At 70.3% G+C, this 26,824-nt stretch carries 24 protein-coding genes and 2 pseudogenes; 12 read left to right on the plus strand and 14 right to left on the minus strand.

Translation table 11 applies throughout. The features are described from left to right. Nucleotides 1-520 precede the first annotated feature (520 nt). Nucleotides 521-1,282, minus strand: coding sequence for a precorrin-6A synthase (deacetylating) (cobF, locus tag AB0M59_RS44765; RefSeq protein WP_364627912.1), 762 nt, complete (start codon nt 1,280-1,282; stop codon nt 521-523). A gap of 75 nt (nt 1,283-1,357) precedes the next feature. Here cobF and AB0M59_RS44770 point away from each other — a divergent pair, with 75 nt between their 5' ends. Genes AB0M59_RS44770 through AB0M59_RS44780 form a run of 3 tightly spaced genes read left to right on the plus strand, consistent with a single transcriptional unit; the run spans nt 1,358 to nt 4,025 of the window. Beyond that, nucleotides 1,358-1,564 carry a heavy-metal-associated domain-containing protein gene (locus AB0M59_RS44770; protein WP_364627914.1) on the plus strand — a complete coding sequence of 69 codons (207 nt, stop codon included), beginning with the start codon at nt 1,358-1,360 and terminating at the stop codon, nt 1,562-1,564. Between the two features lie 5 nt (nt 1,565-1,569). Then, on the plus strand, nt 1,570-3,687 hold the full coding sequence (locus tag AB0M59_RS44775; protein ID WP_364627916.1) for a heavy metal translocating P-type ATPase: 2,118 nt from the start codon (nt 1,570-1,572) through the stop codon (nt 3,685-3,687). 56 nt (nt 3,688-3,743) lie between these two features. After that, nucleotides 3,744-4,025 carry a metal-sensitive transcriptional regulator gene (locus AB0M59_RS44780; RefSeq protein WP_257920172.1) on the plus strand — a complete coding sequence of 94 codons (282 nt, stop codon included), beginning with the start codon at nt 3,744-3,746 and terminating at the stop codon, nt 4,023-4,025. A gap of 57 nt (nt 4,026-4,082) precedes the next feature. Here the strand turns inward: AB0M59_RS44780 and AB0M59_RS44785 are convergent, their stop codons facing one another. From AB0M59_RS44785 to AB0M59_RS44800, 4 genes are all read right to left on the minus strand, one after another. Further along, nucleotides 4,083-4,778, minus strand: coding sequence for a CPBP family intramembrane glutamic endopeptidase (locus tag AB0M59_RS44785; RefSeq protein ID WP_364627918.1), 696 nt, complete (start codon nt 4,776-4,778; stop codon nt 4,083-4,085). Further along, nucleotides 4,775-4,939: a hypothetical protein gene (locus tag AB0M59_RS44790; RefSeq protein ID WP_364627920.1), complete on the minus strand. Its 165-nt coding sequence runs from the start codon at nt 4,937-4,939 to the stop codon at nt 4,775-4,777. The genes AB0M59_RS44785 and AB0M59_RS44790 overlap by 4 nt, the downstream gene beginning before the upstream one ends. A 39-nt stretch (nt 4,940-4,978) precedes the next feature. Next, entirely contained in the window at nt 4,979-6,109 is a 1,131-nt protein-coding gene (locus AB0M59_RS44795) for a M protein (protein WP_364627922.1), read from the minus strand. Nucleotides 6,110-6,229: 120 nt separating this feature from the next. Continuing rightward, complete coding sequence (locus AB0M59_RS44800) at nt 6,230-6,949, minus strand: MgtC/SapB family protein (protein WP_364627924.1); 720 nt, start codon at nt 6,947-6,949, stop codon at nt 6,230-6,232. A 109-nt stretch (nt 6,950-7,058) separates the two neighbouring features. Here AB0M59_RS44800 and AB0M59_RS44805 point away from each other — a divergent pair, with 109 nt between their 5' ends. Beyond that, on the plus strand, nt 7,059-7,724 hold the full coding sequence (locus tag AB0M59_RS44805; protein ID WP_364627926.1) for a maleylpyruvate isomerase family mycothiol-dependent enzyme: 666 nt from the start codon (nt 7,059-7,061) through the stop codon (nt 7,722-7,724). Between the two features lie 4 nt (nt 7,725-7,728). Here the strand turns inward: AB0M59_RS44805 and AB0M59_RS44810 are convergent, their stop codons facing one another. The 3 genes from AB0M59_RS44810 to AB0M59_RS44820 form a co-directional block, all read right to left on the minus strand. Then, nucleotides 7,729-9,057 carry a CopD family protein gene (locus tag AB0M59_RS44810; RefSeq protein ID WP_364627928.1) on the minus strand — a complete coding sequence of 443 codons (1,329 nt, stop codon included), beginning with the start codon at nt 9,055-9,057 and terminating at the stop codon, nt 7,729-7,731. Continuing rightward, on the minus strand, nt 9,054-9,629 hold the full coding sequence (locus AB0M59_RS44815) for a hypothetical protein (protein WP_364627930.1): 576 nt from the start codon (nt 9,627-9,629) through the stop codon (nt 9,054-9,056). The genes AB0M59_RS44810 and AB0M59_RS44815 overlap by 4 nt, the downstream gene beginning before the upstream one ends. A 182-nt stretch (nt 9,630-9,811) precedes the next feature. Next, complete coding sequence (locus tag AB0M59_RS44820) at nt 9,812-10,501, minus strand: winged helix-turn-helix transcriptional regulator (RefSeq protein WP_364627932.1); 690 nt, start codon at nt 10,499-10,501, stop codon at nt 9,812-9,814. 250 nt (nt 10,502-10,751) lie between these two features. Here AB0M59_RS44820 and AB0M59_RS44825 point away from each other — a divergent pair, with 250 nt between their 5' ends. From AB0M59_RS44825 to AB0M59_RS44835, 3 genes are all read left to right on the plus strand, one after another. Next, nucleotides 10,752-13,070, plus strand: a complete 2,319-nt coding sequence (locus AB0M59_RS44825; RefSeq protein WP_364627933.1) for a TOMM precursor leader peptide-binding protein — start codon at nt 10,752-10,754, stop codon at nt 13,068-13,070. Nucleotides 13,071-13,121: 51 nt separating this feature from the next. Next, complete coding sequence (locus AB0M59_RS44830) at nt 13,122-14,561, plus strand: SagB/ThcOx family dehydrogenase (protein WP_364627935.1); 1,440 nt, start codon at nt 13,122-13,124, stop codon at nt 14,559-14,561. A gap of 246 nt (nt 14,562-14,807) precedes the next feature. Next, complete coding sequence (locus AB0M59_RS44835; RefSeq protein ID WP_364627937.1) at nt 14,808-15,983, plus strand: histidine kinase; 1,176 nt, start codon at nt 14,808-14,810, stop codon at nt 15,981-15,983. Here the strand turns inward: AB0M59_RS44835 and AB0M59_RS44840 are convergent. Both AB0M59_RS44840 and AB0M59_RS44845 read right to left on the minus strand, forming a co-directional pair. Then, nucleotides 15,925-16,530, minus strand: a complete 606-nt coding sequence (locus AB0M59_RS44840; protein ID WP_364627939.1) for a response regulator transcription factor — start codon at nt 16,528-16,530, stop codon at nt 15,925-15,927. The two genes, AB0M59_RS44835 and AB0M59_RS44840, sit on opposite strands and share 59 nt — an antisense overlap. 232 nt (nt 16,531-16,762) lie before the next feature. Next, on the minus strand, nt 16,763-17,512 hold the full coding sequence (locus tag AB0M59_RS44845; RefSeq protein WP_364627941.1) for an AraC family transcriptional regulator: 750 nt from the start codon (nt 17,510-17,512) through the stop codon (nt 16,763-16,765). A gap of 455 nt (nt 17,513-17,967) precedes the next feature. On the opposite strand from AB0M59_RS44845, the gene AB0M59_RS44850 reads away from it, so the two are divergent. Both AB0M59_RS44850 and AB0M59_RS44855 read left to right on the plus strand, forming a co-directional pair. Continuing rightward, nucleotides 17,968-18,159 carry a hypothetical protein gene (locus AB0M59_RS44850; RefSeq protein ID WP_364627943.1) on the plus strand — a complete coding sequence of 64 codons (192 nt, stop codon included), beginning with the start codon at nt 17,968-17,970 and terminating at the stop codon, nt 18,157-18,159. A gap of 326 nt (nt 18,160-18,485) precedes the next feature. After that, a complete protein-coding gene (locus AB0M59_RS44855) occupies nt 18,486-19,091 on the plus strand; it encodes a response regulator transcription factor (RefSeq protein ID WP_364627945.1) in 606 nt (201 codons plus the stop codon). Between the two features lie 80 nt (nt 19,092-19,171). Here AB0M59_RS44855 and AB0M59_RS44860 read toward each other — a convergent pair. From AB0M59_RS44860 to AB0M59_RS44870, 3 genes and pseudogenes are all read right to left on the minus strand, one after another. Further along, nucleotides 19,172-20,236: pseudogene (locus AB0M59_RS44860) on the minus strand (transposase). Between the two features lie 246 nt (nt 20,237-20,482). Then, entirely contained in the window at nt 20,483-22,849 is a 2,367-nt protein-coding gene (locus tag AB0M59_RS44865; RefSeq protein WP_364627946.1) for a histidine kinase, read from the minus strand. A gap of 184 nt (nt 22,850-23,033) precedes the next feature. Further along, entirely contained in the window at nt 23,034-23,546 is a 513-nt protein-coding gene (locus AB0M59_RS44870) for a DUF899 family protein (protein ID WP_364627948.1), read from the minus strand. A 144-nt stretch (nt 23,547-23,690) separates the two neighbouring features. On the opposite strand from AB0M59_RS44870, the gene AB0M59_RS44875 reads away from it, so the two are divergent. Further along, nucleotides 23,691-24,311, plus strand: coding sequence for an L-threonylcarbamoyladenylate synthase (locus tag AB0M59_RS44875; RefSeq protein ID WP_364627950.1), 621 nt, complete (start codon nt 23,691-23,693; stop codon nt 24,309-24,311). Between the two features lie 3 nt (nt 24,312-24,314). On the opposite strand, the gene AB0M59_RS44880 is transcribed toward AB0M59_RS44875, so the two are convergent. Further along, entirely contained in the window at nt 24,315-25,016 is a 702-nt protein-coding gene (locus AB0M59_RS44880; protein WP_364627952.1) for a maleylpyruvate isomerase family mycothiol-dependent enzyme, read from the minus strand. Between the two features lie 138 nt (nt 25,017-25,154). Here AB0M59_RS44880 and AB0M59_RS44885 point away from each other — a divergent pair, with 138 nt between their 5' ends. Beyond that, the gene (locus AB0M59_RS44885; protein WP_364627953.1) at nt 25,155-25,544 is read left to right on the plus strand and encodes a YciI family protein; all 390 of its coding nucleotides are present in this window, start codon (nt 25,155-25,157) and stop codon (nt 25,542-25,544) included. A gap of 5 nt (nt 25,545-25,549) precedes the next feature. Beyond that, nucleotides 25,550-26,780 (plus strand): annotated as a pseudogene (locus AB0M59_RS44890) (DUF6596 domain-containing protein). The last annotated feature ends 44 nt before the right edge of the window (nt 26,781-26,824 follow it).

Genomic DNA, 26,824 nt, shown 5'->3' on the forward strand with positions numbered 1-26,824 from the left:
GCTAAGCCTGATAGCGCCGATGGTACTGCAACCGAAGGGTTGTGGGAGAGTAGGACACCGCCGAACTTACGTTGGGATAGGCCCCGGTTGAGAACCCATGGTTCTCCCGGGGCCTTTCTCATGCCCGCACCACTCTCCCCGACCCTCAGGCCCGCGACCCGACCCTCCCAATCACACGTGATGCCCCGCCAATCACGCGAGATGCCCTCCCAATCACGCGAGATGCGCGCCCAATCACGCGAGTTCCGCCTTCAATCACGCCAGTCACGTCCCTGATCACGCGACTGACGGCCCGGGTCACCCAGTGGACCTTCGCCACCCGGTGCTGGCCCGACCCGGGACGGAACTGGTGTGATCAGAGCCGGAACTCGCGTGACTGATACCGGAACTCGCGTGATTGAAGACGTAACTCGCCGCCATCGCCGGCCGACTCGTGTGCCCGAACGGGCATCACTCGTGATTGAGGGGGCATCACGTGTGATTGGAGGGGCATCACTCGTGGTTGGCGGGTCGAGACGGCTCAGGCCGGGCGGCGGAGGAGGTACGTGTCCATGATCCAGCCGTGACGTTCGCGGGCCTCCGCGCGAACGCGGCGGATCTCGGCCGCCAGGGCCGGGGTTAGCGGACCTGAGAGCAGGATTTCGTCGGGCGTTCCTACGTACGCGCCCCAGTAGATGTGCAGACCCTCGGACGCGAAGCGGTCGAACGTCGTGTGGGCGTCCAGGAGGACGAACACGTCGTCCACGGCGGAAGGCCAGCCTGATGCCAGCCGGCGGCCCGTCGTCAGCTGTACCGCCCGGCCGATCTGGTTCATCGTCGTCCGGTGGCGGGCCACCAGCGCCGAAATGCTGCTGATCCCCGGGATCACCTCGTACTCGAACTCCACGTTCCCCCGCGCCAGCACCGCCTCGATCAGCGCGATCGTGCTGTCGTACAGCGACGGGTCGCCCCACACCAGGAACGCACCCGTCGACGACGGGCCGAGTTCCGACAGCAGGACCTGCTCGTAGACCGCCGCCCGTGCCGCGTGCCAGTCCGCGACCGCCGCGCGGTAGTCGTCGGGAGTACGGTCGCGGGGCGGGTCCGCCACCAGCACCACCCGGTACCCCGGCCGCGTCACGAACCGGTCGAGGATCTCCTGGCGCAACCGGACCAGGTCGGCCTTCTCCGCACCCTTGTCGAGCACGAAGAAGACGTCGACGCGGTTGAGCCGGTCGATCGCCTGCACCGTGAGGTGCTCCGGGTCACCGGCGCCGATCCCGATCGCGTAGAGCTTGCGCATGGCGCGAGTCTGACGGGGGCCACGAGTGAACCCCTACCCCCGATGGGTATAAAGGAAGGGAACGAGAGGCTGCTGATGACTCAAGCGAGCTACACCGTCGAGGGCATGACCTGCGGACACTGCGCCACGTCGGTCCGCGAAGAGGTCTCCGAGCTCGAGGGCGTCCAAAGCGTGGACGTCGACGTCGAGAGCGGACGCGTCACCGTGACCAGCGCCACCCCGCTGGCCGCCGACGCCGTCGCCGCGGCCGTCACCGAGGCCGGCTACCGCCTGGTCGCCTGAGCCCCATGACCACCGCGCAGTCCGCAGAGAGCGTCGAGCTCGCCATCGGCGGCATGACGTGCGCGTCCTGCGCCGCCCGTGTCGAGCGCAAGCTCAACAAGGTCGGCGGCGTGACCGCGACGGTCAACTACGCCACCGAAAAAGCCCAGGTCAGCTACCCGCGCGAGCTCTCCGTCGACGACCTCAGAGCCGTCGTCGAAGCCGCCGGGTACTCCGCGCGGCTCCCCGAGCCCGAAGAGCCCGATGAGACGCCTACGCTGCGCAAGCGTTTGCTTCTTTCGGCGGTGCTCACCGTTCCCCTGGTCGCGCTCGCGATGGTCCCGGCCTGGCAGTTCGACTACTGGCAGTGGGTCTCGCTCGTCCTCGCCGCCCCGGTCGTGACGTGGGGCGCGTGGCCGTTCCACCGCGCCGCCGCGGTCAACCTGCGCCACGTCACCGCCACGATGGACACGCTGATCTCGCTCGGCGTCCTCGCCGCCGTGGCCTGGTCGCTGTACGCCCTCTTCTTCGGCATGGCCGGCGAGATCGGCATGCGCCACGGCTTCGAGCTGATCAGCTCGGGCATGGCCGGCGACAGCCTGTACTTCGAGGTCGCGGCCGCGGTCACCACGTTCATCCTGGCCGGACGCTACTTCGAAGCCCGTTCCAAGCGCCGCGCCGGCGCCGCCCTGCGCGCGCTCATGGACCTCGGCGCGAAGGACGTCACGGTGCTTCGCGACGGCGAAGAGCGCCTGATCCCGGTCGGAAGCCTGCAGGTGGACGACGTCTTCGTCGCCCGGCCCGGCGAGAAGATCGCCACCGACGGCGTCGTCACCGATGGCCGTTCCGCGGTCGACACGAGCATGCTCACCGGCGAGTCAGTCCCGGTCGAGGCCGGCCCCGGCGACGCGGTCACCGGCGCCACCGTCAACGTCGGCGGGCGGCTGCTCGTGCGCGCGACCCGCGTCGGCGCGGACACCCGGCTGGCGCAGATGGCGCGGCTGGTCGAGGCGGCGCAGACCGGCAAGGCCGAGGTCCAGCGGCTCGCGGACCGGGTCTCGGCCGTGTTCGTCCCGGCCGTCGTCTTCGCGGCGCTGGCCACGCTCGTCGTCTGGCTGGCGACCGACGGGAGCCCCGAGCAGGCGTTCACCGCGGCCGTCGCCGTGCTGATCATCGCCTGCCCGTGCGCGCTCGGGCTCGCGACGCCGACGGCGCTGCTGGTCGGCACCGGCCGCGGCGCGCAGCTGGGCATCCTCATCAAGGGCCCCGAGGTGCTCGAGTCCACCCGCCGCGTCGACACCGTGGTCCTGGACAAGACCGGCACGGTCACCACCGGCCGGATGACGCTCGTCGAGGGTGACGGCGAGGTGCTCCGGCTCGCGGGCGCCGTCGAAGCCGCGTCCGAGCACCCGATCGGCCGCGCGATCACGGACGCGGCGAAACAGCGCTTCGGCGCGCTTCCCGCCGTCACGGACTTCCGCAGTACCCCGGGCATCGGCGTGACCGGCGTCGTCGAGGGGCGCACCGTGACCATCGGCCGCGCGAAGGACGCCGAGCTGACCACGGTCGCCGTGACCTGGGACGGCGAGGTCCGCGGCACGCTGACCGTCGCCGACACGATCAAGCCGACGTCCGCCCGGGCCGTCGCCGAGCTGCGGGAACTCGGCCTGAAGCCGGTGCTGCTGACCGGCGACAACGCGGGCGCGGCCCGGGCGATCGCCGCCGAGGCCGGGATCGACGAGGTCGTCGCCGAAGTGCTGCCCGAGGGCAAGGTCGACGTCGTCAAGCGGCTGCAGGCCGAGGGCCGCGTGGTCGCCATGGTCGGCGACGGCGTCAACGACGCGGCCGCGCTCGCCCAGGCCGACCTGGGTCTGGCCATGGGCACCGGCACCGACGCGGCCATCGAGGCGAGCGACCTGACGCTGGTGCGAGGCGACCTGCGCGTGGCCGCCGACGCGATCCGGCTGGCCCGCCGCACCCTCGCCACCATCAAGGGCAACCTGTTCTGGGCGTTCGCCTACAACGTCGCGGCGTTGCCGCTGGCCGCGCTCGGCCTGCTCAACCCGATGATCGCGGGCGCGGCGATGGCGTGCTCGTCGGCCTTCGTGGTGAGCAACAGCCTCCGGCTGCGCCGATTCCGCTGAACCCCCGGAGGGTATAGTCGGTGGTGAGGGATGCCGACGACGGGGACAGGTGCGCGATGACGGGTTACGGCACGGAGCGGGAGGCCTATCTCAAGCGCCTGCGCCGGATCGAGGGGCAGATCCGCGGGCTGCAGCGCATGGTCGAGCAGGACAAGTACTGCATCGACATCCTGACGCAGGTCTCCGCGGCGACGAAGGCGTTGCAGTCGTTCTCGCTGGAGTTGCTCGACGAGCACTTGGCGACGTGCGTGGTCCAGGCGGCCGCGAACGGCGGCGAGGAAGCCGACCTGAAGGTGCGGGAAGCGTCGGACGCGATCGCGCGGCTCGTGCGCTCATAGCAGCGCGGCGGCCCAAGCGCGGGGGGACGCCGCCGCTCGGCCGGTTGCGTCCCGACCTCACCGCACCAGCACGGCCAGCGTGAGGCCGCTGGCGTTCGTCACGAAGTGCACGATCACCGACGCGAGCACGCCGCGGCCGAGGTGGCGCCACCAGTGCAGGAAGATCCCGGCGACGGCCGCCGCGGCCATCGCCAGCACCTGCAGCACCACCACCGGCGTCGAGCCGAACACGGCATGCACGGCGGCGTTGCGGCCGATCGCGAGCGCCGGTAAGAAGTGCCACAGACCGAACAGCGCCGCCGCGCCCAGGATCGGGGGCCAGCGCCAGCGGTCGTCCCGGGCACCGAGCAGGGCCGGCAGCACTCCGCGGAACGCCACCTCCTCGATGAGCACCGTGCCGAACAGGATCCGGCCGCACGTCAGCCACAGCAGCTGCCCGAGGTCCGGGTCGCCGACGCGGCCGTCCTGGTACACCGTGCGCAGCGCCGGCACGGCCAGCGCGATCCCGAACACCACGGCGATCAGCCCGGCTCCGGCCAGGCCGACCAGTGCGGGACGGCGAAGCGTGCTCAGCCCGAGGCCGGTCCAGGTGCACCCGGCGGCGCGGCCGAGGGCCACCAGGACGAGCGCGGCGACCAGCCCGCACACCGGGTACGCCCAGCCGGGCAGCACGCGGTTGGCCAGCGTGGTCGACGCGGCGAGCGTGACGACCGCCGCGACCAGCACGAGCACCCGCCGGACGGTCCAGGTCAAGGGATGATGTCCCGCGAGTCCAGGGCGTCGGTCAGCCGTTCGCGCAGCTCGGCCGCGGTGGCCGCCGGATCGATCGCGGACGGCGGGGACAGCACTTTCGAGATCCCCGTCGACAGGTTGTTCTCCGGCGAGACGTACAGGTTGATCTTCGTTCGCCTCACGTTCCGATCATGGGCGCTGACCGGCCGGCGGGCAAGGGGTCAGCCGACGGCGTCGGTCAGGTCCGCCGGGGAACGCCGTTGCACGGGCACTCTCTTCGACATCGGCAGGGTGGCCTCGGGATCGAAGGGCGCGGGCCGGTCGTCGAGGGCGACGGCCGCTTCGGTCAGGAGGGAGCGGCAGCCGGTGAGGCTCGCGTGGAGCTTGTCGCGGACCTCGGTGAGGGCGGTGACCTCGCGTTGGGCGGCTTCGACCAGGGATTCGCCGTGGCGGGTCGCTTCGGTGACGAGGCGTTCGGACTCGGCTTCGGCGGTGGCGACGAGCTTTTTCGCCTGGGCGTCGGCGGCCGCGACCTGCCGTTCGGCTTTGCTCTCGGCGGTGCTGACCAGCTTCTCGGCCTTGGTCTTGGCGGTGGTGACGAGCTGCTCGGCTTTGGCCTCGGCGGTGGTGACTTGCGTTTCGGCCTCGGTCAGGAGCTTCTTCGCCTTGGCTTCCGCGGTGGCGACGAGCTTTTTCGCCTTGGCATCGGCGGCCGCGACCTGGGCTTCGGCCTTGGTCCGGGCGTTCGTGACCAGCTGAGCCGCCGTGGCCCGGGCGGCCGCTTCCTGCTCGGCCAGCTCGCGCATCGCGGTGGCGCGGCGGAGCGTCATCGCACGCGTGTGATCCTCTTCCTGCTGGGCCCGGCGGTGCGCGGCGGTCTCGTCGAGCTCGCGGCGGCGCTGCTCGGCCGCGCGCAGGAACTCCTCGTGCTCGACGCGGCGACGTTCGGCCTCGGCTTCCGCTTCGGCGACCAGCCGGCGTTCCTTCTCGGTGAGGCGGACCGCCTCCTGCTCGGCTTCGCGCCGGATGCGCTGGGCCGTTTCCGTTGCCAGCGTGGTGATTTCGGTCGCTTCCTCGCGGGTCAGCTCGATCATCCGGCGCGAGCGTTCCTGCAGCGCGTCCGGTTCGATCGGAGTGCGGCTGATCCGATCGATCTTCACCCGGAGTTCACGGTTGTCCTCGACGAGTGCGCCGATGCGCTGCCGCGCGGAGTCGCGTTCGGCGGTGAGTCTGCGCATCTCGGCCTCGGCCCACGCGACGTACTCCTCGACCTGTGCGCGGTGAAAACCGCGCCACGCCAGGTCGAATCCGGGCAACGCGAGCGCCGCGTCCTCGCCACCGCCGGGGGCCATGCCTCACCTCCGAATTGGATGGTTTCTCCTCGGCCGCACGTTTTCCTTGCGGTACCGGGGAATTCCGTCTGCTCCCCAGTGTGCCGCAAACCCGCCCCCGCGCGCTGCCCGGGCGGGCGATCATTCGTCGAGCGGTTCCCCGGGACCGGTGGACGTGCTCCGGACGCCCGGCAGTTCGGCGAGTTCGGCGGCGAGGTCGTAGAGATCACCGCGACCGTCGAGGCGCAGCGTTACGACCGCGATCCGTTGCCCCTCCTCGGAAGTCGACTCGTGGTCGACGTCGACGTGCTGCACGCTCCAGCCCCGCCCGGTGCAGACGGCGAGCGCCGCGCGCAGCACGCCGTGGCCGTCGAGGTAGCTCAGCTGCACGACCGGTGGCTCGCGGCGGTGCCGCGCGACGAACCGCTGCAGCGGCGGGAAGCCGCGGGTCACCACGAAGTGCGCGATCGTCGTGCCGGCGGCGAGCACCGGCAGCCCGGCGCCGCACGCCGTGCCGACCGCGGCGGTGAGCCAGATCGTCGCCGCCGTCGTCAGGCCGCGCACGGCGTCGCGGCGGACGAAGATCAGCCCGGCGCCGAGGAAGCCGATGCCGGACACGATCTGCGCGGCGATCCGCGACGGGTCGAGCGAGACGTGGTCGCTGCTCAGCAGGTCGGCGAAGCCGTACTTCGACACGAGCATGAACGCGGCCGAGCCGACGCCGACCAGGCTGTGCGTCCGCAGCCCGGCGGCCTTCATACCGGCTTCGCGCTCGAGCCCGATCGCGACGCTGAGCACCAGCGCGAGCAGGACGGGCGGCAGCAGCTCCCACTGCGCCGAGGTCGACCACAGAGTGGGCAAGATCACTACCTCCTGGCGTCTCCGGTGCCGGCACGCGAAGAGACTCGCCGGGGCCGTCACCTGGGCATACTGGGCCGAAGGCACCGATCGTGCCACGTGAGGGGGACGCGTGAGAGCCAGCCGGCCGACCCCGGACTTCGTGGCCTACCCGGAAGTGCGGTCCGGCGTCCGCGCGCTGCTGGCCGGCCGGACCGGCGCGGACCGGCGGCCGGTGCCGGCGTGTCCGGAGTGGACCGTCGCCGACCTGGTCGACCACCTGGTGACGATCGCGGACCGGGTGCTCGAACGCCACGGCGGCACCCCGCCGGCGGCGCGGCCGGTGACGGTGCCGGAGCTGCTCGACCACTGGGACGACGTCGGCGACGAGCTGGACCGGCGGCTCGCGGCCGCGGGCGGCCGCAGCGGCGAGGTCATGGTGATGGACGCCTACACCCACGAGCTGGACCTGCGCGCGGCGCTGGGCGTGTCGCCGCCGGTCGAGCACGCGGCCTGGGCGCCGAGCTTCGAGGTGCTGGTCCGGGGTTTTTCGGGCTCGGTCGCCGGACGTGGGCTGCCGTCGTTGCGCCTGCGCACGACGGGCGGCTCGGAGTGGACGGCCGGGGCGGGCCGGCCCGCGGCGACCGTGACGGCTCCGGCGCACGAGCTGTACCGGGCGTTGGCCGGGCGACGGTCGCCGGCCCAGCTCACGGAGCTGGCGTGGAGTGCCGCGCCGGGGCCGTGGCTGCCCGCGTTCACCTGGGGTCCGTTCAGCCCGCCGCCGTCGGCGGGCGTCTGACCGCTCAGCCGCCCGGCGGCGTCACCGTCAGCAGCGCCGCCAGCGCCAGCACCACGACGCTGAGCAGCACCTCCACCGCCACCGCCTGCCGGAGGCGGCGCAAGTCCGCCGTGATCGTCTTGGTCGTGCCCTCCGGCCGCGGGGTGATGCCCCGGCGCACCGCGCGGCGCGACCGGCTCGCCACCCCCAGCAGCAGCACGAAGCCGGCGATCTTCAGCAGCACGAGCAGGCCGAACTCCGTCGTCCAGAGGGTGGACAGCGACGGCATGATGCGCAGCGCCAGCACGGCGCCGCTGATCGCGATCGCCGTCACCGAGCCCGCCGCGACGCGGGAGAAGCGCGCCGCGACGGGAGCGAGATCCTCGTCGGGCGCGGGGCGGTACAGGCACAGCGCGAGCTGGGCCAGCCCGCCCGCCCAGACGGCGATTGCGCCGAAGTGCACGAGATCGGCCGAGACCGAGACGAACATGATCGGGTCGGTGACCGGGTGGCCGGTGGCCGAGAACGTCAGCAGCACCAGGAAGCCGGTCACCATGGCCGCGTTCTCGTAGCGGGACCGCAGCCGGTCCGGCAGCCCGGGCCGCAGCAGCCGGGGCAGCACGAACGCCAGCGCGGCCACCGCGGCCAGCCGGAGGAGGAGCAGCTTCCCGTAGGCGACGCGCAGCGTGTCCGCCAGCAGCCCGGTGTCGAACACCGCCTCGAGGTTCCGTCCGGCCGCGTACGGGCCCTGCAGCACGAACGCGGCGGCGGTGGTCACCGCGACGAGGCCCGCGCCCCAGCGCAGCAGCCGCCGGGCGCGGCGGTCGGTGCCGGCCGCCGGCCGGCACAGCACCACGAAGGCCAGCCCGCCGAGCAGCACGACCCCGAGGTAGGCGAGCCAGCGCACCGCCGTCGACACGACGTTGACGGCCGCGTCGGTGCCGGTCGCCGCGGACACGGCGCCGGCCGACGTCACCAGCGGGCCGGTGCCGACCACGAAGGCGAACGTGCCGCGCACCGGGTGCGAGTCGGCCGAGACGAAGGCGTATTCGACGAGGTAGCTGGCATCCGGCAGGTTCGGCTTCACCCGCACTGCGAGCTGCTCAGCGACGTCGCCGGGCTGGAACACTGGCCCGGAGTCGACCTGCGTGCCCGCGAGGTCGACGACCTTGATCGACCCGGGCTGGATCCCGATGTTCTCCGACAGGGTGACCGACACCAGGGACGGCGCCGCGCTCAGGCGGGCGCCGTCCCCCGGGGTCGACGAGACGATCTCGACGTGCGCGGAAGCCGGAGTGGCGCCGAGCACCAGCCAGCCGAGGAGGAAGGCCAGCAGGGCCAGCGCACGCTTCACGACGCGGCGAGCTGGGGCTGCCTCGGCACGCCGCAGTAGCAGCCGGTCTGCTCGCGTTCGGCGGCCGAAGCGCGCCGGTGCAGGACGACCGCGATGATCATCGGGATGGTGACGATCGTGTTGTAGAACAGGTGGAGCTCCACGCGGGGCACGAGCAGCTGGATGATGCTGGTGGGCACCTTCTGCCCGGCCAGCCGCCAGCCGCTCTGCGCCTGGATGAACAGCAGCAGGTGCTCGATGTGGTGCCAGAACTGGATGGCCAGGGCCAGGTTCCACCACTGCCGCGACCGGCCGGCGAACCCGTGGCGCAGGATCCACAGGAACACCAGCATCACGAGCGCGTAGCCGTAGTGCAGCCACTCGGAGCTGATCAGGGCCGGGAACGGCATCCCGAGCACGCCGCGCGCTTTCGGCGTCGGCCAGCCGAGCACGTAGATCTGGAACGCCTGCACGATGTGTTCGGCCCAGTGCCCGATCACGATCACCATGAACACGGTGAGCGCGCGGTGGTGGTACTTCCCGTTGAGCGTCCCCAGGAAGCCGGCCGGCCGAACGAACTCGGAGGTCGACATGTAGTGCCCCTTCTTGAAGGACCGGAAATCGGCTTTCCCGACGATAGAGGCACGAACCGCGAATTCCGTTACTCCGGATTGCCCCATTCCGCGTGGCCGGTTCGGCCGGCCGGTGGATGGCGGTCGGGCCCGGCACCTGCCTGTGACAGCTGGTGCCGGCCCGTGCCCCGCGCCGGTGGGGGTCAGTGGAACGCGATGCCGTCGGCCAGGTCTGGCTTCGGCGGGATGCGGAACAGCTTCGTGAACAGTTCGAGGTGCGCGAAGTCGCCTTCGATCCGCACCTTCCCTGACGCCAGCGCCTCGGACGCGGTGAGCTGGCCGTTGACCAGATCGATCAGCTCAGGCCCCTGGGGCTCGATGACGAGGTCGACGGCGGGGTGCTCGCCGGCGCCGACCTTCAGCGTGCCGTTGTCGATCATCGCGTGGACGACCAGGGAGTCACTGTGGCGCAGGAGGTAGGTGACGTGCACGCCCACCGCCGCGTCCTGCTGGAAAGTCGTGTAGAGCGAGAGGATCGCCGCGTCGTTGGTGAAGACGTCGCCGTCCTTGGGGTGCCCCAGCGACCGGGCGCCCCAGAGACCGAGGTCGAGCAGGATGTGGTCGAGTTCGCTTCCGTACTCGGTCAGCTCGTAGACCAGGCTCGCGTCCAGCTGGGGGAGCACGCGCCGCCGGATCACCCCGGCCTGCTCGAGCTCGTTGAGCCGGGCGGACAGGATGCTGGCCGGGATCCGCGGCAGCCCCTGCTGCAGCTCGGTGAACCGCTTGGGGCCGAGCACCAGGTCCCGGATGACCAGCATGGACCAGCGTTCCCCGACGATCTCGAGAGCACGCGCAAGGCCGCAGAACTGTCCGTAGGTGCGAGTGGTCGTCATACTCGGTCCTCACTTGTGGTCTTCGTCGGACGAGCCGGGGGCGGAGTCCGCGGGTGCATTGCCTCGGGTTCCAGGTTGACGAACCGCAGGCGGCGCAGACCAGTGCAGGACACATCCCTCCTCCATGCGTTTCGCGTGAACCCGTGTGCGTTTTGCATATCCGGTTCGGTGCGCGGCGCACTGGCCGCTGGTCGGGGGGCCGGACGAGAATCTGAGTTCTCGGATCGCGCGCACGGGAAAAGGAGCGCAGATGACCGGTTCGACCCTGCAACCCACACCCAATCCGGCGTCGTCCGCCTCGTCCCCGGCCGCCGGCACGCCGGTGCTCGCGTTCAAGCGGCACCTGCGCGCGGAGGTCCGCGCCGGCAAGGGCGCGTATCTGTTCTCCGAGCAAGGTGTCATAGCGATGCGGGGAGCGCGCATCGAGTGGCTCGCGCCCCTGCTGGATGGCACCCGGGAACTCGCCGAGGTGCTGCGGGCCCGACCGGACGGCATGGCTCCCGAGGAGGTCGCCGCGATCGTGGCCCAGTTGGTGGACGCGGGACTGGTGTCGGTGCGCCCGGCTCCGGAACCCGCCGCCGACGAGCGGGCGCTGGCCTACTGGGATGCGTGCGGTGTCGACGCGGCCTCGATCGCCTCGCTGGACAACCGCCGTGCGGTCCGGCTGTTCGCCGTCGGGGAGGACGTCGACACCCGGCCGGTCGAGCGCGCGCTGGCCGATGCTGCCCTCGAGGTCGCGCCGCCCGGGACGGCAAGCGAGGCGGTGGACCTGAGCATTGTGCTGTGCACCGACTACCTCGACCCCCGGCTGGCCGAGTTCGACGCCGAGCACCGGAGGTCCGGACGGCCGTGGCTGCTGGCCCGCCCGTTCGCCGCGCAGGTGTGGATCGGGCCGATCCTGCGTCCGGGGGAATCGGCGTGCTGGCACTGCCTGACGAACCGCCTCTGGGGGCACCGGCACGCGGAGGCGTGCGCCCAGGAACTGCTCGGCCACGAGGGACCCGCGCGCCGGCCCGCCGCGGCACTGCCGTCGCTGACCGCCGCGGCGGCGCACCTGATCGCGCTCGAGGCCAGCAAGTGGCTCGCCGGTCACCGGCACGGCGGCCAGGACAGCGTGTGGGTGCTCGACACCCTCGATCTCCAGGGCGAGCTGCACGAGCTGCGTCGCAGGCCGCAGTGCCACGGCTGCGGGGACACCTCCCTGGTGGCCGCGCAGGCTGCGCGACCGGTTCGGCTCGAGCCGGCCCCGAAGGCGACCTCGACCGGCGGAGGGCACCGCACCGCCACACCGGCGCAGACGCTCGAGCGCTACCGGCACTTGGTCAGCCCGGTCACGGGGATCATCAAAGAGATCCGGCGCGATCCGGCGGCGCCGCCGTTCGTCAACGCCTACCGGTCCGGGTTCAACGTGGCTCGCGGGATGACCGGGATGGCCGGCATGGAGGCCGGGTTGCGTGGTGAGAACGGCGGCAAGGGCGTCAGCCCGATCGACGCCGAAGTCGGCGCGCTCTGCGAGGCCGCGGAGCGCTTCTCCGGCAACTTCCAGGGTGACGAACTGCGGGTCCGGGCGTCCTTCGAGGAGCTCGGCGCGGCAGCGGTGCACCCCAACGACTGCATGCTGTTCGCCGAGCGCCAGTACCGCGAGCGGGCGGCCTGGAACGCCGCGCACGGGGTGTTCCAGCACGTCGGGAGCCGGTTCGACACAACTGAACGCATCGACTGGACCCCCGTCTGGTCACTGTCCGGTACGCGGCGGCTGCTGCCCACCGCGTACCTGTACTACGGAGTGCCCGCCCGGTGCGGCATTCGGGGCGTGCGTGCGGACTCCAACGGCGCGGCGGCCGGCAGCAGCGTCGAAGACGCGATCCTGCAGGGCACGCTCGAACTCATCGAACGGGACGCCGTCGCACTGTGGTGGTATAACCGCACCCCGGTTCCTGGGCTGGACATCGGCTCCTTCGGCGACGTCTGGCTGAACGAGGTGGCCGGTCACTACGCCGGCCTGGGCCGGGAGGTGTGGGCCCTCGACGTGACATCCGACCTGGGGGTCCCGGTGTTCGTCGCGGTGACCCGCCGGACCGACGGGCGGCACGAGCACATCATGTTTGGTTTCGGCGCCCACCTCGACCCGCGGATCGCGTTGCGGCGGGCGGTCACGGAACTGAACCAGATGATCCCGGATCTGCTCACGCACGGTCACGACGTCGACGATCCCGACGCGGCCCACTGGCTGGAGTACGCGACTGTTGCCAACCAGCCGTACGTGCGTCCCGCTGCCGGGCAGCGGACCCGGGTGCTGGGGGACTTCGATTTCGTCCACCGCCCGGACGTACGCGACGACGTCACGGCGCTCGGCCGGACTCTGGCGGCAGCGGGCAGTGAGCTGCTCGTGCTCGACCAGACCCGGCCCGACGTCGGACTCCCCGTTGTGAAGGTACTGGCACCCGGTCTGCGTCCGTTTTGGGCCCGGTACGCGCCCGGCCGGCTGTTCGACGTCCCGGTGCGTCTCGGCCGGCTCGCCGAAGCGACTCCCTACGAGCGGCTCAACCCGTTCCCGATGTTCCTTTAGCACACTGAGTGTGCAGAACGACTTTCCTCATCGTGGGGATAGGAGATTGCGGTGGCTGCCGAGAGCCCGGGAGGGCCCGTCGAAACGGTCCGGCTGTGGTCGCTGACCGAAGACACGCTGGTCGAGGCCGGTGACGACGGATCGCTCATCGCGGTCACGTGGTGGGGTGAATACGAATTCTTCGCCACAGTCGATGGCGTACGTGAGTCGCTGAGCCGGCTCCTGCTCGGCCCGGTGTCGATGGCGAATCTCGAGGTCTCGGGCAGCGCGGGCGGCGACGCGTGGCGGCGGTCGCTGCGCAAGGTGCTCACGCGACTGTCCGGCTCCGTCGTGCACTCCCTCGCGCTCAACGACGGCCGGGGACCGATGCTCTCGGCGATCCCCGTGACGCAATTCCCGGTCTTCTCCGACAGTCCGCTGCCTGCGGGGCGGCAGGTGCGGCTGTCCCGGTTCACGGCGTTGCGCGCCGACCAAGGTGCGTTGCTGGCCGAGTCACCGGGAGCGCGGTACAAGGTCGCGTTGCTCCGGCCGCCCGCGATGCTGATCGCTTCGTCCTTGGCGGTGCCCACTACGGTCGAGCAACTGGCCGCGGCCAGCGGGGCGGCCGCGACGGTGGTCACCGACGTGGTGGAGTTCCTGGTCGCCGCCGGCGTCGTCCTGCTCGGGGACGCCGATGGCCGCTTCACCGAGCACGGCGATCCGGAACTGGCGATCTGGTCGCACGACGACTTGATGTTCCACGCGCGCAGCCGGACCTGGCAGAAGGGCTCACCACCCGAGCCCGGCTCCGTGCGGATCGGCGGGGAGCCCCCGGTGGTCAAGCCGGTGACCGCGGGGCCGACGTTCCCGCTGGAGCGGCCGGATCCAGCAGCCCTCGAAGTAAGGGATCCGACCCTGACCGCGCTGCTCGAGCACGACCACCTCTGCCCGGATTTCGGTGAGCGCGAGCTGTCGGCGAGCCAGCTCGGTGAGCTCCTGTTCCGCGCCGCGCGCGTCAGATCGGTGGGTCCGGCGCACCTGCCCGGCGGCCCTTCGCACGAGGCGTCGCAGCGACCCTACTTCAGCGTCGCCTGCCTCTACGAGCTGGAAATCTACGTCGCCGTCAACCGCTGCGCCGATCTCGCGCGCGGCGTCTACCACTACGACCCCCTGTGGCACACGCTTACGCTCATCAACGACGACACGGCGGTGCTGGACGGCCTGCTCGACATGGCGATGATCGCAGCGGGCGGGCACCGTCACCCATCGGCCCTGCTGACCCTGACGGCGCGGATGTCCCGGATCTCCTGGGCGCTCGGCGGGGCGGCGTATGCGACGACGCTGCTCCACGTGGGAGCGTTGCAGCAGGTGTTCTACCTCGCCGCGAAGGCGATGGGGCTGGCCGCGCACGCGGTTCCGGTCGACGCAGGCGACCGCGTCGACCGGGCGCTCAAGCTCGAGTGGCCCGCCGAAGTCAGTGTCGGCGAGTGCGTCCTCGATTTTCCGACATAGCCTCGAAACTGGTAAAATCCCCCGCCACGACGGCCAGAACCCCCTGAGGACGGCCGTTCGCTTGCAACCGGGGACTGGGGGGCGTTCCGGGGAGGCGCTGCGGTGGTTGCGACTGCGAAAAGACCGGACGCAAGTGCCCGATCGGCCAGTTCCGGCCGGGCAAGGGGAGCAACGTGGCCGAAGTCCTCTTCGGAAGCCGCCGAGCGGCTGCCGGGTGAGGCCTTTCCGGCCCACCTCGTCTACGCCGTGCACGCGGGGGTCTGCCTGGGCATCGGCCTTCTCGTCCTGCTGGGGCCGTTGCGGGACATCGGTTCGTGGCCTGTCGCCTTCGGCGCGTGCGGGTACGCCGTAGCTCTGATCGCCGTGCACCTGATCGGGTTCGGGTACGGGCGCATCCGGTTCCGCGGTCTCGCGCTGGCGCTGCAGGCAGCCCTGGGCCTGCTGCCGGTGGCACAGCTGGGTGCCGCTTGGAGCGTCATGAGCGGCTACTTCGTGGGCAGCCTGTTGCTGGTGGCCAAACCGCTGGTGGCCGGGTCGGTCCTCGTACTCGTTTCGGGTGGCGTCGGCCTGGTGTCGGCTCGTGCCGGCACCTCGATGGTTTCGATCGCGGACGGCATGCACGATGCGACGCTCACGGCTGTTGCCGCGGTCGCGGTGTTCGGCATGGCCTGGTTCGTCCGGCTGGCCGTCGAACGAGAGGACACCCGGCGCGAGCTGGCCGCCCGGGTGGTCGCCGAGGAGCGTGCGCGGTTCTCCCGCGACACACACGACCTGCTGGGGCTGAGCTTGTCGGCCATCACCCTCAAGGTCGAGCTGACCCGGCGGCTGGTGGAGTCCCGGCCGGCGCAGGCCCAGCAGGAGCTCGCCGAGTTGGTCACCATGTCTCGCAAGGCACTCGCCGACGTCCGTTCGGTGGCAGCCGGGCAGCGCGAGCTCTCCTTCGAGGATGAATGCCGGTCCGCGGCCGGGGTGCTGCGGTCGGCCGGGATGATCGTGCACTTCGAGCGGAAGCTGCCCGACCAGCTGCCGGACCCGGTGGCCACGACGTTCGCCACAGTCCTGCGGGAAAGCGCTACCAATGTCGTGCGGCACAGCAAGGCGTCGTGGTGTGAGATCGCTGTCGGCGCGACGCGCGGCAAAGCGTGGCTGCAGGTGGCCAACGACGGCGTCCTGCCGTCGGAATCCGAGGACTGCGAGGAGGCACACGGCCGGGGGTTGCGGAACCTCGAACACCGCGTCCACTTGCTCGATGGCGAACTCACGGCCGGGGCCCGCCCCGACGGGACCCACCTGGTCCGGGTGACCGTTCCACTGGAGCGGTTCGCGAGTCACCGCCGGCCGGTCGCCGGAATTTCGGCGTGTCTCAAAGCCATTCGGCGTCGGTGGCGATCCGGATCGCGTGCACCCGGTTGCGGGCGTTGAGCTTCGTGACGGACGCGGCGAGGTAGTTGCGGACGGTGCCCGGAGACAGGAAGAGATCGGCGGCGATGTCGGCGACGTTGCGCCCCCGCGCGGCGAGCGCGAGGATCTCCAGCTCCCGTGGCGTGAGTGGGCAGTCGTCGGCCTCCCAGGCGGACAACGCGAGCTCGCTGTCGATGACCCGTCGGCCCACGGCCACCGAGCGCACGGCGTTGGCGAGTTTGTCCGACGGCGCGTCTTTCAGCAGGAAGCCGTTGACCTTCGCATCCAGCGCGCGACGGACCGTGCCCGGGCGGCCCAGGCTCGTGAGGATCAAAGTGTGACAGCTCGGCAGGTGTTCGTGGATCTCGGAGGCCGCCGTCAGCCCGTCCTTGCCAGGCAGGTCGATGTCGATGACCGCGACATCGGGCTGGGAGGCCTTCGCAGCGGGGAGGATCTCGTCGCCCGAGTCCACTTCGGCGACGACTTCGATGTCCGACTCCAGGCTCAAGAGGGCGACGAGGGCACCGCGGACCATGTCCATGTCCTCGGCCAGCAGAACCTTGATCACGTTGTGTCCTCGCTTCCCCCAGTCGAGCGTTCCCCGCGCGAATTGTACGCCATTGGGCGATCACACCGAAGAATTCACCGGCCGCCGCGAGCTGTGCGGAGACCGGTGAACGGGCTTCCTCGATTTTCGTCGCGACGGCGGAAGTGTGGCGCCGAAGGCGGTGCCGAAGTTCGGGAATCCCCTTTCCCGGGACATCCATGGGCGGGCACCCGGGCTCGGTCCCACCGGTGGTTCAGACCGCGACCGGACGAAGGGCCGGTGCGCTCCGCAGGTCGGGCAGTGCCAGGAGGACCGGCGGGTCGAAGCCGGTCCGCGGTCGCAGGTGGATGTCGGCCAGCGTCGCCCTGACCCCCCGGTGCACCGTCACGGGCCCGGCCAGCCCAGTCAGCGCCCGGGGCCCGCGATCGTCGTGCGGGCACGACCCGTAAGAGTGCGCGATGACGTACCACGAGCCCAGGGGCAGGCCGGTCAGCGTGTACGGGCCGGCATCGGAGAAAACCGCGCACCGAGCGGGCGCGCCTTCGGTGATCTTGGCCGGGAACAGCCCGACGAACACCGGCCCCGTCGTGTCCTGCGGGCGGAGCCAGATGTGGCCGCGCACCGTGGTGTCCGACACCGGCTGGTCGGTGCGCTCGGCAACCTGCGGGGCCAATCCGCGCAGCTGCCGGTAACCGGTGGGGGACAGCCCGACGCTGCCGCTGAACCGGGCGCTGAACGTGCCGACGCTGTTGTACCCGACCTGGTGGCTGACGTCCGCCACCGAGATCTCGGTGGTCGCCAGCAGTCGTTTCGCCTCGGCCAGTCTCAGTGCCGACAGGAACCGCCCGGGGGACAGTCCGGTCGCCCGGAGGAAGACGCGGGTGAAGTGGAACTTGCTGAACATGGCGGCCCGGGCGAGGTCGTCGATGGTGAGGCGTTCGCCCAGGTTGTCCCGCATGGTCCTGACGGCTCGCGCCACGGCCTGCCGCACGATCTCGTCCATGGTGACCGTCCTTCCGGTCGACAATGCCTGCCGATCCACGTCCCCTGCGAACGTGATCGGCGACGGCAATTCGGTATGGCTGAACTGTAGGTCGGGACACGTCTACTTCTTAAGTGCTCAGTGCACCGTTACGAATGGATTTCACAGGGCGCGGATATGCGTTTTGCACATGCCCGCTCCAGAGGTGTGAAAGCGGCCGCGAACGGACATGTGTTCCCGTGATGACGGACCTCGGCTTGTCACGAAGAGTGTTCGATCGCCTACCATGAGCGCTCAAATTGCGCCATATGGTCCCGGATCGTGCCGCTTGAGCCCCCAATCGGATGCAGGGACGCAGCTACCCGGAGTAGTCATAAAACACGATTCTCCGATGATGTGAACACTGGCTCCCGAGTACTCGGCGGCGGACTATTTGTGGCACGTGAAGCAGCACTTTTCGCCACTGGGAGACCTCAATGCCTACGCAGTTTTCCGTCGACGTCCGCGCTCTTTTTGCCGATCTGGGTATCGAGACCGAAAAGGTGGTCGCCATCAAATCCGACCTGGTGATCGACAGGTTCGACCGGCCGGCCGCCGCGGCCCCGGTCCGCGACTCGATCGGTCTGACCTTCGCCGACTCGCCGTATGGGATCGAGTTGGCGGCCTAACTGGCCTGGACCAGTATTGTCACTGGTCCGGCGCGTGCGAGCCGGTCATGGGGACGTTGGGACGTCCCGGTGACCGGCTCACGTGCGTCCGTAGAGGTCGCGCCGGCGCACGTCTTCGAAAAACCTTCCCTGCGGTCGGTAAACTGCAGTTTGCCTTACCAGCCGTAGCTGCGCGGGTGCGCAGCGCGGGACCTCAGCGTATTTCGTGACTTTCTTTCGGCCATCTCGTGCGGATATCCCCGAACGGCCGAACCGGGAACTCAGGTCGAAATGTTTAACTGGATTTCTGGGGAGAACTGGGGAGTTCGTGGAGGCGGAGGCGCTTCGTGATCAAAGTGCTCGTAGCCGAAGACATGCACATCGTCCGTGGGGCGCTGGTCGCACTGCTGCGCTTGGAGCCGGACATCGAAGTCGTAGCCGAGGTGGCCTCCGGTCCGGAGATCCTGCCAGCCGCCCGGTCCACGGCCGCGGACGTCGCAATCATCGACATCGACCTTCCGGGCAAGGACGGCCTCACCGTGGCCGGTGAGATGCACGACCAGCTACCCGGCTGTCGCACCCTGATCCTGACCAGCCTCGGACGGCCCGGGACGCTCAGACGCGCGCTGGAAGCCAAGGTGAGTGGCTTCCTCCTGAAGGACGCGCCGCCGGACAACCTCGCGAACGCTGTGCGGGGAGTGGTCGCCGGGCGCCGAATGGTCGACGGAGACCTCGCCCTGGCGGCCTGGGACACCGTCGACTGCCCACTGACCGCTCGCGAGCTGGACGTCCTGCGCATGACCTCGGAAGGATACGGGACGGTCGAAGTGGCGGCCCGGCTCTACCTGTCCGCCGGCACGGTCCGCAACTACCTCACGACCGTGGTGGCCAAGCTGGGAGCGCGCAATCGCGTCGACGCGATCCGGGTGGCCCGGGAGTCCGGCTGGTTATAGACCGGCCCTGGTCGGCGGGGCCGAGGTCGCGAAGCCGGTCCGTTCACCAGGAGCCCGGTCCGGGGGTCCCTAGGTGGTTGTCAAGTCGCGGCGGGGCTGGGGTGGGTTTCGGGGTGTCGGTAGTGGGTGCGGTTGCGGAGCATGGCGTAGAGGACGTCGCATCGGCGGCGGGCCAGGCCGATGAGGGCGGCGTTGTGCTTCTTACCCTCGGCCCTCTCGCGGTCGTCGTAGGCCCTGCTGGTCGGGTCGGACAGGGCGGCGGACGCGGCGAGGAAGAACGCGCGTTTGAATTGGCGGTTGCCGGTCCGGGCCGGGTGCTCGCCCTTGATCGACGATCCGGAGCTGCGGTGAGCGGGGCAATGCCCGCGTGGGCACCCAGATGCGCCGAGGACTTGAAATTCGAGGCGTCGCCGACATCGAGCAGGATGCGAGCGGCGGTCCTGACACCGATGCCGGTCATCGAGGTCAGGACCCGGCAAGAGGGTGCGCATCAAGTATCCCCTCCACCTGCTCAGCAACCTATTTCCGTTGCTGACGGACCGTTTTGAGACTGTCGGCCAGCCGCGGCGAAACAGTGTCTGCGGCGGCGGTGCCTGGTACGTGACGGTTTGCTCGCCCAATGCGGTCATGATCGCCCCGACCAGTTTCTCGCCGATGCGGGGCGCGTGGGCCTTGGGGATCGCGGTGAGTTTGCGGCGGCCGGCCTGGGCGATGCCAGCCGGACCGCCGCAACGCGACAGGATCTCCAGCACCGCCGGGTGACTGATCCGCGATCCGATCGTCCACTCCAGCGCTGGGTGGATGCCGGCCAGCAGGCCCACGGATCCGGTTGCTGATCCGGGTGGCTTCGCGGCTAGGGTCGTCGTCGAACCCGACCAGCACCTTCAACTCGGCCTAGGCGTCGTCGCCGATGACGGCGCATCGCCAGCCGAGGTAGATAAGCGACCTGGTGCCCAGCCGCGCGGGCGACCGCGACCGGCTACGCCCCGGTCGTGGCCGGCTGGTCCACCACGACCAGCCGCGGACCGTGGCGGGCGAGCTTGCCGAACAGGCCCGCAGCTTGGGTTCGGTGTTGGGTAGCGGTCATCATGCAACCGTTTGCAGTCGGGATCCAGGCCGAGGAACACACTGAAAGTGCTGCTCATCTACCATGCCCTCTGTTCGCCGCGGGTGGCCACGGGCTGGGCATCGATGGCCGGTCCCCGTTACGACGAGACCTACCGGTTGGTGGCCGTGTCTCTATCAGTGGCCCTCGATGCCATCAGACCCGGTGACACCACCCCCGGATCATGGAAGCGCTGGGGGCGTTAGTCATGCCGGGCCTGGTGACCACAGCTCCTTGATCGGGAACTACGAAAATAACCGGGGGCAAGCCCTGGGAGAGGATCCTGTCACACCGGGACGACAGCGCGCAGGCGGAACCGGCCGTCGGACTCCACGCCCGCGGTGAGCTCGCCGCCGAGGTCCGAAACCCGGTCCGAGAGGTTGCCGATGCCGCTGCCGGACGGACCTCCGCCGGACCTTCCGGAACCGTTGCCCGCGGGGTTCGCGGGCCGCCCCGCCGAATCGCCGTCACGCTCGACGCCGTCATTGACGATCTCCAGTGTGACACCGTCGTCCGCGCGGCGGATCGCGATCTCGCAGGTCTCGACCCTGCTGTGCCGGAGCACGTTCGTGACACCTTCGCGCAGCACTACGGCCAGCACGGTGCGCACCGTGGCGGGCAGCTCGTCCTGGATCATCTCCATCCGGACCCGGACATCAGCCGCGGTCAGCACCGACTGGGCCGAACGCGACTCGCTGTCGAGGGACAGCTCCCGGTATCCGCTGGCCACCGACCGGACGTCGGACAGGGCTTGTCTGGTCAGGCCGAGTATCTCGATGAGCTCCTCGGTCGCCCGATCGCGGTCGAGGGGCAGGACCCGCGAGGTGAGCTCGCTCTTCAGCGCGATCGCCGAAAGGCTCATGCCCAGCAGGTCATGCAGGTCGCGGGCGAACCGCAGCCGCTCTTCGGCGACCGCCATTTCGGCGAGCCGCCGCCTGCTGTGATCCAGCTCGGCCGCAAGCCGGACCAGCCACAGCATGCCGAACACGATCAGGCCGCTCACCACCGCTCCGGTCGAGAACTTGATCGCGTAGAGGGTGCCCTGACCCGCCTGGCCGGCGATGTACTGCAGCCACAGGTAGACGCCGGTGTTCGCGGCGAACAGCAACCATCCCGCGATGGGGGGCAGCACCAGGAGGCCGCAGCCCATGAGCAGGGACGGCAGGCTCACCCAGTCGTGCTGCAGGGGCAGCAAGGGGAGGTAGATCAAGCAAGCCTGGACGAACAGCATCGCGATGCTCTGCCCGGAGCGCAGCCGGGTGCCCGGCCGGTTGAAGTAGGCGAACTGAAGGGTCAGCAGGGCGGCCACCGACCCGATGACCAGCGCGATGTGCCAGGGGTTCGTGGTCAGGAGCAGCTCGTGCAGCACGGCCGCCAGCCCGATCAGCCCGAAGCTGATCGGCAGCAGCACGCGGATCCGCCGGGAATCGGCGGAGGTCCGCTCGTCTTCCTCGTCGGCCGTGACCACCGGTTCCACCTGCTCCGGCAGCGGCAGCTCGACGCGCAAGCGGAACCGCCCGTCGTCCCCGAGCCCGGTCGTCACCATGCCGCCCAAAGCCGCGACCTCGGCCGGGAGCCGGGCGAGCAGGTCGGAATCGTCGGGTAGGTCGTCGGGGTCGACACCGTCGTTGACGATGGCGAGGCTGACCTGCCCGCGGTTCCGGCGGACCTCGATCTCGCAATGCTCCACCTTGCTGTGGCGAAGGACGTTGGTGACGCCCTCGCGCAGCACCTTCGCCAGCAGCGTGCGGGCCTGGACCGGCAGCTCGTCCTGGTCGAGGTGGATCTGCACCGCGATGTCAGACGCGGTGAGCAACGACTGCGCGGTGCGGAACTCCTTCTCCAGCGACAGCTCGCGGTAACCGTGCGAGACGGCCCTGACGTCGGACAGGGTGCGCTGCGCGATGGCGGTCATCTCGGCGAGCTCGGCCTGGGCCTGCTCGCGCGACTTCCGCAGCAGGCGGTGCACCAGCTCGCCCTTGAGGGCGATGGCCGAGAGGCTGATGCCGAGCAGGTCGTGGAGGTCCCTGGCGAAGGCGAGTCGCTGCTCGGCGACCGCCCGCTGGGCCAGCTCGGTGCGGGCGCGGTGCAGCTCTCTGATCGATCGTGCGAGCCGGGTGAGCAGCGCGAACGCGAAGCTGTAGAAGATCGCGCCGACGACCGTGTAGACCGCCAGGAGGAACGGGTCGTAGTGCAGCTCGACCCAAAGGAGGCCCCCGATGTTGAGGACGAACAGCGGCCAGGCGAACCGGGGACGCAGCACCAGGAGCACAGCGCCGCCGAAGAACACCGGCATCGCTGCCCAGAGGGCGTGGAACGTCAGAACCGGGACGTAGCCCAGCACGACCAGGGGAATCAGCAGCAGCTTGCTGGCCGTGGAGTCGAGCGGCACCGAGGGCCGGCTGTAGTGGAGCAGCTGGATCCCCAGCAGCAGGACGACCGCGACGATCGCGTAGCCGGCTTCCGCCGGCGTGATCGGCAGGGGCAGCAGGTTGGCGAGCAGGAGGAACCCGAAGCTCGCGACCACCACCGTGATCATCACCGCGGCCAGATACGCCGCCAGCTTCGGACGCCGGTCCACCCCGCTGGTACCGCGCGCCTCGGCCACGGCGGAGCGTCCGGCGGAAGGGTCGAGCGCGGCCACCGGGGACATGGGCAGCGATCCTCCGGCAGGTCGGCGACGCACAAGTCCGGCCGAGTGGTCCGGGCTGAGCTCGGTCTGCATGCTTCGGGCCAATCTTATCTCATGTCGACGGCTGGTCGTTATGCCGAAGAGTGGCCGTGCCGCAGCGCCATCCGGCCGGATGGATCGGGCTCTCCCCGGAGCGGAGCCGGTCTCAGGCGAGGGGCCGGTCGCCGGCGACGCCGGCCAGGTCGAGGAAGTCCAGGTGCGACACGACGATCGATCCCAAGTGCCGCACAATGCTGCGGTCCAACGCGAAGAAACTGAGCCCGGGCGCTTCGTCGCGCTCCTGGTGCCCGGCGTCCTCGAGGTACCAGGTCGCCGGGAAGTCCGCGCCGAATCCCGTGCCCTGGGCCGAGTAGGCGGGCAGGCCCCACCCGAAGTGGCGGCCGTACTGCTCGAGTTTCGGGTACGGGGCCTGGGAAACGATCACCAGCCTGGTGTCTGCAGCGTGCAAGGCGGCGGCCACATCCTCGGTGGACTGGACGGCACCGGGCCGGCTGCGGTTGGGCATCGTGTGGTGCACCGCGAGCCGCCGATGTCCGTCGAACAACCCGGTCAGCGTCACCGGTCCGGCAGGCCCGGCGAACCGGTACACCGCCGGCGGCACGGGCCGCGGCCGCAGCAGCCTGGGTTCGGTGAGCTCGGGCAAGACCAATTCGGTCATGATCGCCTCCGGGTGACAGCGCCGTTCACTGTCCACCGGGTATCTTGCGGCCTGCGACCCGTGAGGTCACCCGTTCGACGGCGAGGACAGCAAGGTGGGAGGCGCGGTCGCGCACGCCGGAGGTCCGGAGCCTAGGCTCCGGACATGGCGAGATACTTCGACGTCCATCCGGAGAACCCCCAGCGGCGCGCCGTCGGCCAGATCGCCGACCTCGTGCGGCAGGACGGCCTGATCGCGTACCCGACCGACTCGTGCTACGCGCTGGGCTGCCGGCTGGACAACCCGGAGGGTCTCGACCGCATCCGGGTGATCCGGCGGCTCGACCGCCGGCATCACTTCACGCTGGTCTGCCAGGACTTCGCGCAGCTCGGACAGTTCGTGCACGTGGACAACGCCGCGTTCCGCGCCATAAAGGCGGCCACGCCCGGCAGCTACACGTTCATCCTGCCGGCCACCAAAGAGGTGCCTCGGCGGTTGATGCACGAAAAGAAGAAGACCGTGGGCGTGCGCATCCCCGACCACGTGGTCACCCAGGCGCTGCTGGCGGAGCTGGGCGAGCCACTGGTATCGAGCACGCTGCTGCTGCCGGACGTGACCGAGCCGCTCACCCAGGGCTGGGAGATCAAGGAGGAGCTGGACCACGCCCTCGACGCGGTCGTCGACTCGGGTGACTGCGGAGTCGAGCCGACCACGGTGGTCGACTTCTCCTCGGGCGAGGCCGAAGTCCTCCGGCGCGGAGCCGGGGATCCGGACCGGTTCGCCTGACTCTCAGTCCACTTCGGACGTCCAGAGTGGATCCCGTCGGGTCTGGGCCAGGGACGCCCAGCGGGCGGCCGCCTGCCCATCGGTGGTGATCGCGAGGCTCGCGAGCGGACGGTGGCCGGTGAAGAGCAGGCAGAAGTCCTCGGCTGGGCCGGTGATCCGGTCAGTGGTGTCTTCCGGGCCGAAGGTCCACTGGTCGCCAGACGGTGCGGTGAACTCGAACCGGAACGGCTCGGCAGGCGGCTCGCCGTGCCCTGCGTACACATCGTCGCGTGTGCGGACGCCGTAGTAGGCCACGTGCCCCACGCTGTCGTTGCGGGCGAGCCGGACGCCCAGCGCGTCGGCGATGTCCTGGCTCCGAGCGAACAGCGCCGTCAGCAGCGCGGCCGCGACCACCGACGGCCGCGCCGGTCCGCCGGGCCACGGGATCTCCCCGGACGCGGCGGCCAGCAGTTCGGTGGCCTTCCGGTGCTCCGACAACCACCCGAGCACGGCGTCGCCCAGCGTCCCGGAGTTCGTGATGCTGGGTGCGGCCGCGCTTTCCTCCCCCTCGACGCTCAGCACGACCCGCCGCGCGACGACGGTCAGTTCGGCCAGGTACCCGGTGACCGTGCGGCCGACGGGCAGCATCACCGTTGCTTCGTGGTCGCGGATCAGGTCCGCGAGGATGTCCGCTTCGGACACCAGATCGGTGTGCACGTCTTGCATGGGGGAGCGTCCTTCCGGACCGTGATCGGGGCTGAGGCGTCGATGCTGCTCCGGTGACACGGTCCGTGGCCACTCGTGGCGTGCGGTGCCGGATCGGCTATGTTCGGCACTAGCGGTGCCTGACGCAGGGAGGCCGGAATGAAGTACCTGCTGGCGATGTACATGAACCCGGACGTGTGGGACGGGTTGTCGGACCAGGAGAAGGACGACGTGATGACCGGCCACGGCGAGTTCATCCGCCGCATCCGCGAGTCCGGCGAGATGATCAGCACGCAGGCCCTCGGTGCGCCCGCCGACAGCGCGGTGGTGCGGGTCAAGGACGGCGTGCCTGCGATCACCGACGGACCCTTCGTCGAGTCGAAGGAGTTCCTCGCCGGCTACTACCTCGTCGAGTGCGCCGGCCCGGAGCGTGCACGCGAGGTGGCCGCGATGATCCCCGACGCCAAGATCGAAGGGCTCGGCATCGAGGTCCGGCCGGTGGTGTTCTTCGCCGACGCGGAGTCCGAGTCCGAGTACAGCGGCGGGTGACCGGACTGGCGGATATCGGCGAGCTGCTCCGGCCGCTCGTGCCGCGGGTGCTCGGCGTCCTGGTGCGCCGGTACGGGCAGTTCGACGCCTGCGAAGACGCGGTGCAAGAGGCGCTGATCGCCGCGACGCAGCAGTGGCGCGCGGACGGCGTCCCGGACCATCCGCTCAGTTGGCTCGTCGCGGTCGCGGCCCGCCGGCTCACCGACCACTGGCGCAGTGAGAGCGCGCGCCGCCGCCGGGAAGAGTCGGTCGCCGTGCGAGGGCCGTCCGACGCGTCGGTGGTGGCCCCCCTGGGCGAGATCCCGACGTCCGGTCGTGACGACACGCTGACGCTTTTGTTCCTGTGCTGTCACCCCGCGGTTTCCCCGCCGTCGCAGGTGGCGCTGACGCTGCGCGCGGTGGGGGGCCTCACGACCGCCCAGATCGCGAAGGCGTTCCTCGTGCCGGAAGCGACGATGACCCCGCATCACCCGCGCGAAGGAGAGCATCGCCGCGGCGGGTTCGACGTTCGACGAGCTCGCCGCGGCGGAGTACGGCGAGCGGTTGCGGGTCGTGCTCCAGGTGCTGTACCTGATCTTCAACGAGGGCTACACCGCGACGTCGGGTACCGATCTGCAGGTACCCGAACTGGCGCACGAGGCGGTCCGGTTGACCAGGGCAGTGCGCGCCGGGCTGCCGGACGACGGCGAAGTGGCCGGCCTGCTCGCGCTCATGCTGCTCACCGACGCTCGCCGCTCCGCCCGCACCGGTGCCGGCGGGACGCTGGTGCCGCTGGCCGAACAGGACCGCGATCGCTGGGATCGCACGATGATCGCGGAGGGCACCGATCTGATCGGCCGGACGCTGGGGCGTGGACCGGTCGGCGCGTATCAGGTCCAGGCGGCGATCGCGGCCTTGCATGACGAAGCGTCGAGCGCCGAAACCACGGACTGGGTGCAGATCGCGCAGCTGTACGAGGTGCTGCAGGAGCTCACCCCTAGCCCGGTCGTCACGTTGAATCAGGCGATCGCGGTGGCGATGGTCGACGGCCCGGCCCGGGGCCTGGAACTGCTGGAGTCCATCGCGGACGACAGCCGGATGAAGGAAAACCACCGGCTCGACGCGGCGCGCGCGCACCTGCTCGAGCAGGTCGGCGACCGGCAGGCGGCCCGCGAACACTACCGCAGGGCGGCGCGGCGGACGGCGAGCGAACCCGAACAGCGTTACCTCCGGGAACGCGCCGACCGCTTGGCATGAGCGAAGCCGGAGGGATCGGGTCCCTCCGGCTTCGCGGTGCGGCC

The organism is Amycolatopsis sp. NPDC051371, assembly GCF_040682155.1.
Lineage (GTDB): Bacteria > Actinomycetota > Actinomycetes > Mycobacteriales > Pseudonocardiaceae > Amycolatopsis.

Bases quoted from the DNA above. Each gene is read 5' to 3' on its own strand.
- AB0M59_RS44820 (WP_364627932.1), bottom strand. From the start codon at position 10,501: ATGACGACCACTCGCACCTACGGACAGTTCTGCGGCCTTGCGCGTGCT.
- AB0M59_RS44780 (WP_257920172.1), top strand. From the start codon at position 3,744: ATGACGGGTTACGGCACGGAGCGGGAGGCCTATCTCAAGCGCCTGCGC.
- AB0M59_RS44775 (WP_364627916.1), top strand. From the start codon at position 1,570: ATGACCACCGCGCAGTCCGCAGAGAGCGTCGAGCTCGCCATCGGCGGC.
- AB0M59_RS44870 (WP_364627948.1), bottom strand. From the start codon at position 23,546: ATGACCGAATTGGTCTTGCCCGAGCTCACCGAACCCAGGCTGCTGCGG.
- AB0M59_RS44865 (WP_364627946.1), bottom strand. From the start codon at position 22,849: ATGTCCCCGGTGGCCGCGCTCGACCCTTCCGCCGGACGCTCCGCCGTG.
- AB0M59_RS44770 (WP_364627914.1), top strand. From the start codon at position 1,358: ATGACTCAAGCGAGCTACACCGTCGAGGGCATGACCTGCGGACACTGC.
- AB0M59_RS44825 (WP_364627933.1), top strand. From the start codon at position 10,752: ATGACCGGTTCGACCCTGCAACCCACACCCAATCCGGCGTCGTCCGCC.
- AB0M59_RS44815 (WP_364627930.1), bottom strand. From the start codon at position 9,629: ATGTCGACCTCCGAGTTCGTTCGGCCGGCCGGCTTCCTGGGGACGCTC.
- AB0M59_RS44795 (WP_364627922.1), bottom strand. From the start codon at position 6,109: ATGGCCCCCGGCGGTGGCGAGGACGCGGCGCTCGCGTTGCCCGGATTC.
- cobF (WP_364627912.1), bottom strand. From the start codon at position 1,282: ATGCGCAAGCTCTACGCGATCGGGATCGGCGCCGGTGACCCGGAGCAC.
- AB0M59_RS44880 (WP_364627952.1), bottom strand. From the start codon at position 25,016: ATGCAAGACGTGCACACCGATCTGGTGTCCGAAGCGGACATCCTCGCG.
- AB0M59_RS44875 (WP_364627950.1), top strand. From the start codon at position 23,691: ATGGCGAGATACTTCGACGTCCATCCGGAGAACCCCCAGCGGCGCGCC.
- AB0M59_RS44885 (WP_364627953.1), top strand. From the start codon at position 25,155: ATGAAGTACCTGCTGGCGATGTACATGAACCCGGACGTGTGGGACGGG.
- AB0M59_RS44850 (WP_364627943.1), top strand. From the start codon at position 17,968: ATGCCTACGCAGTTTTCCGTCGACGTCCGCGCTCTTTTTGCCGATCTG.
- AB0M59_RS44845 (WP_364627941.1), bottom strand. From the start codon at position 17,512: ATGGACGAGATCGTGCGGCAGGCCGTGGCGCGAGCCGTCAGGACCATG.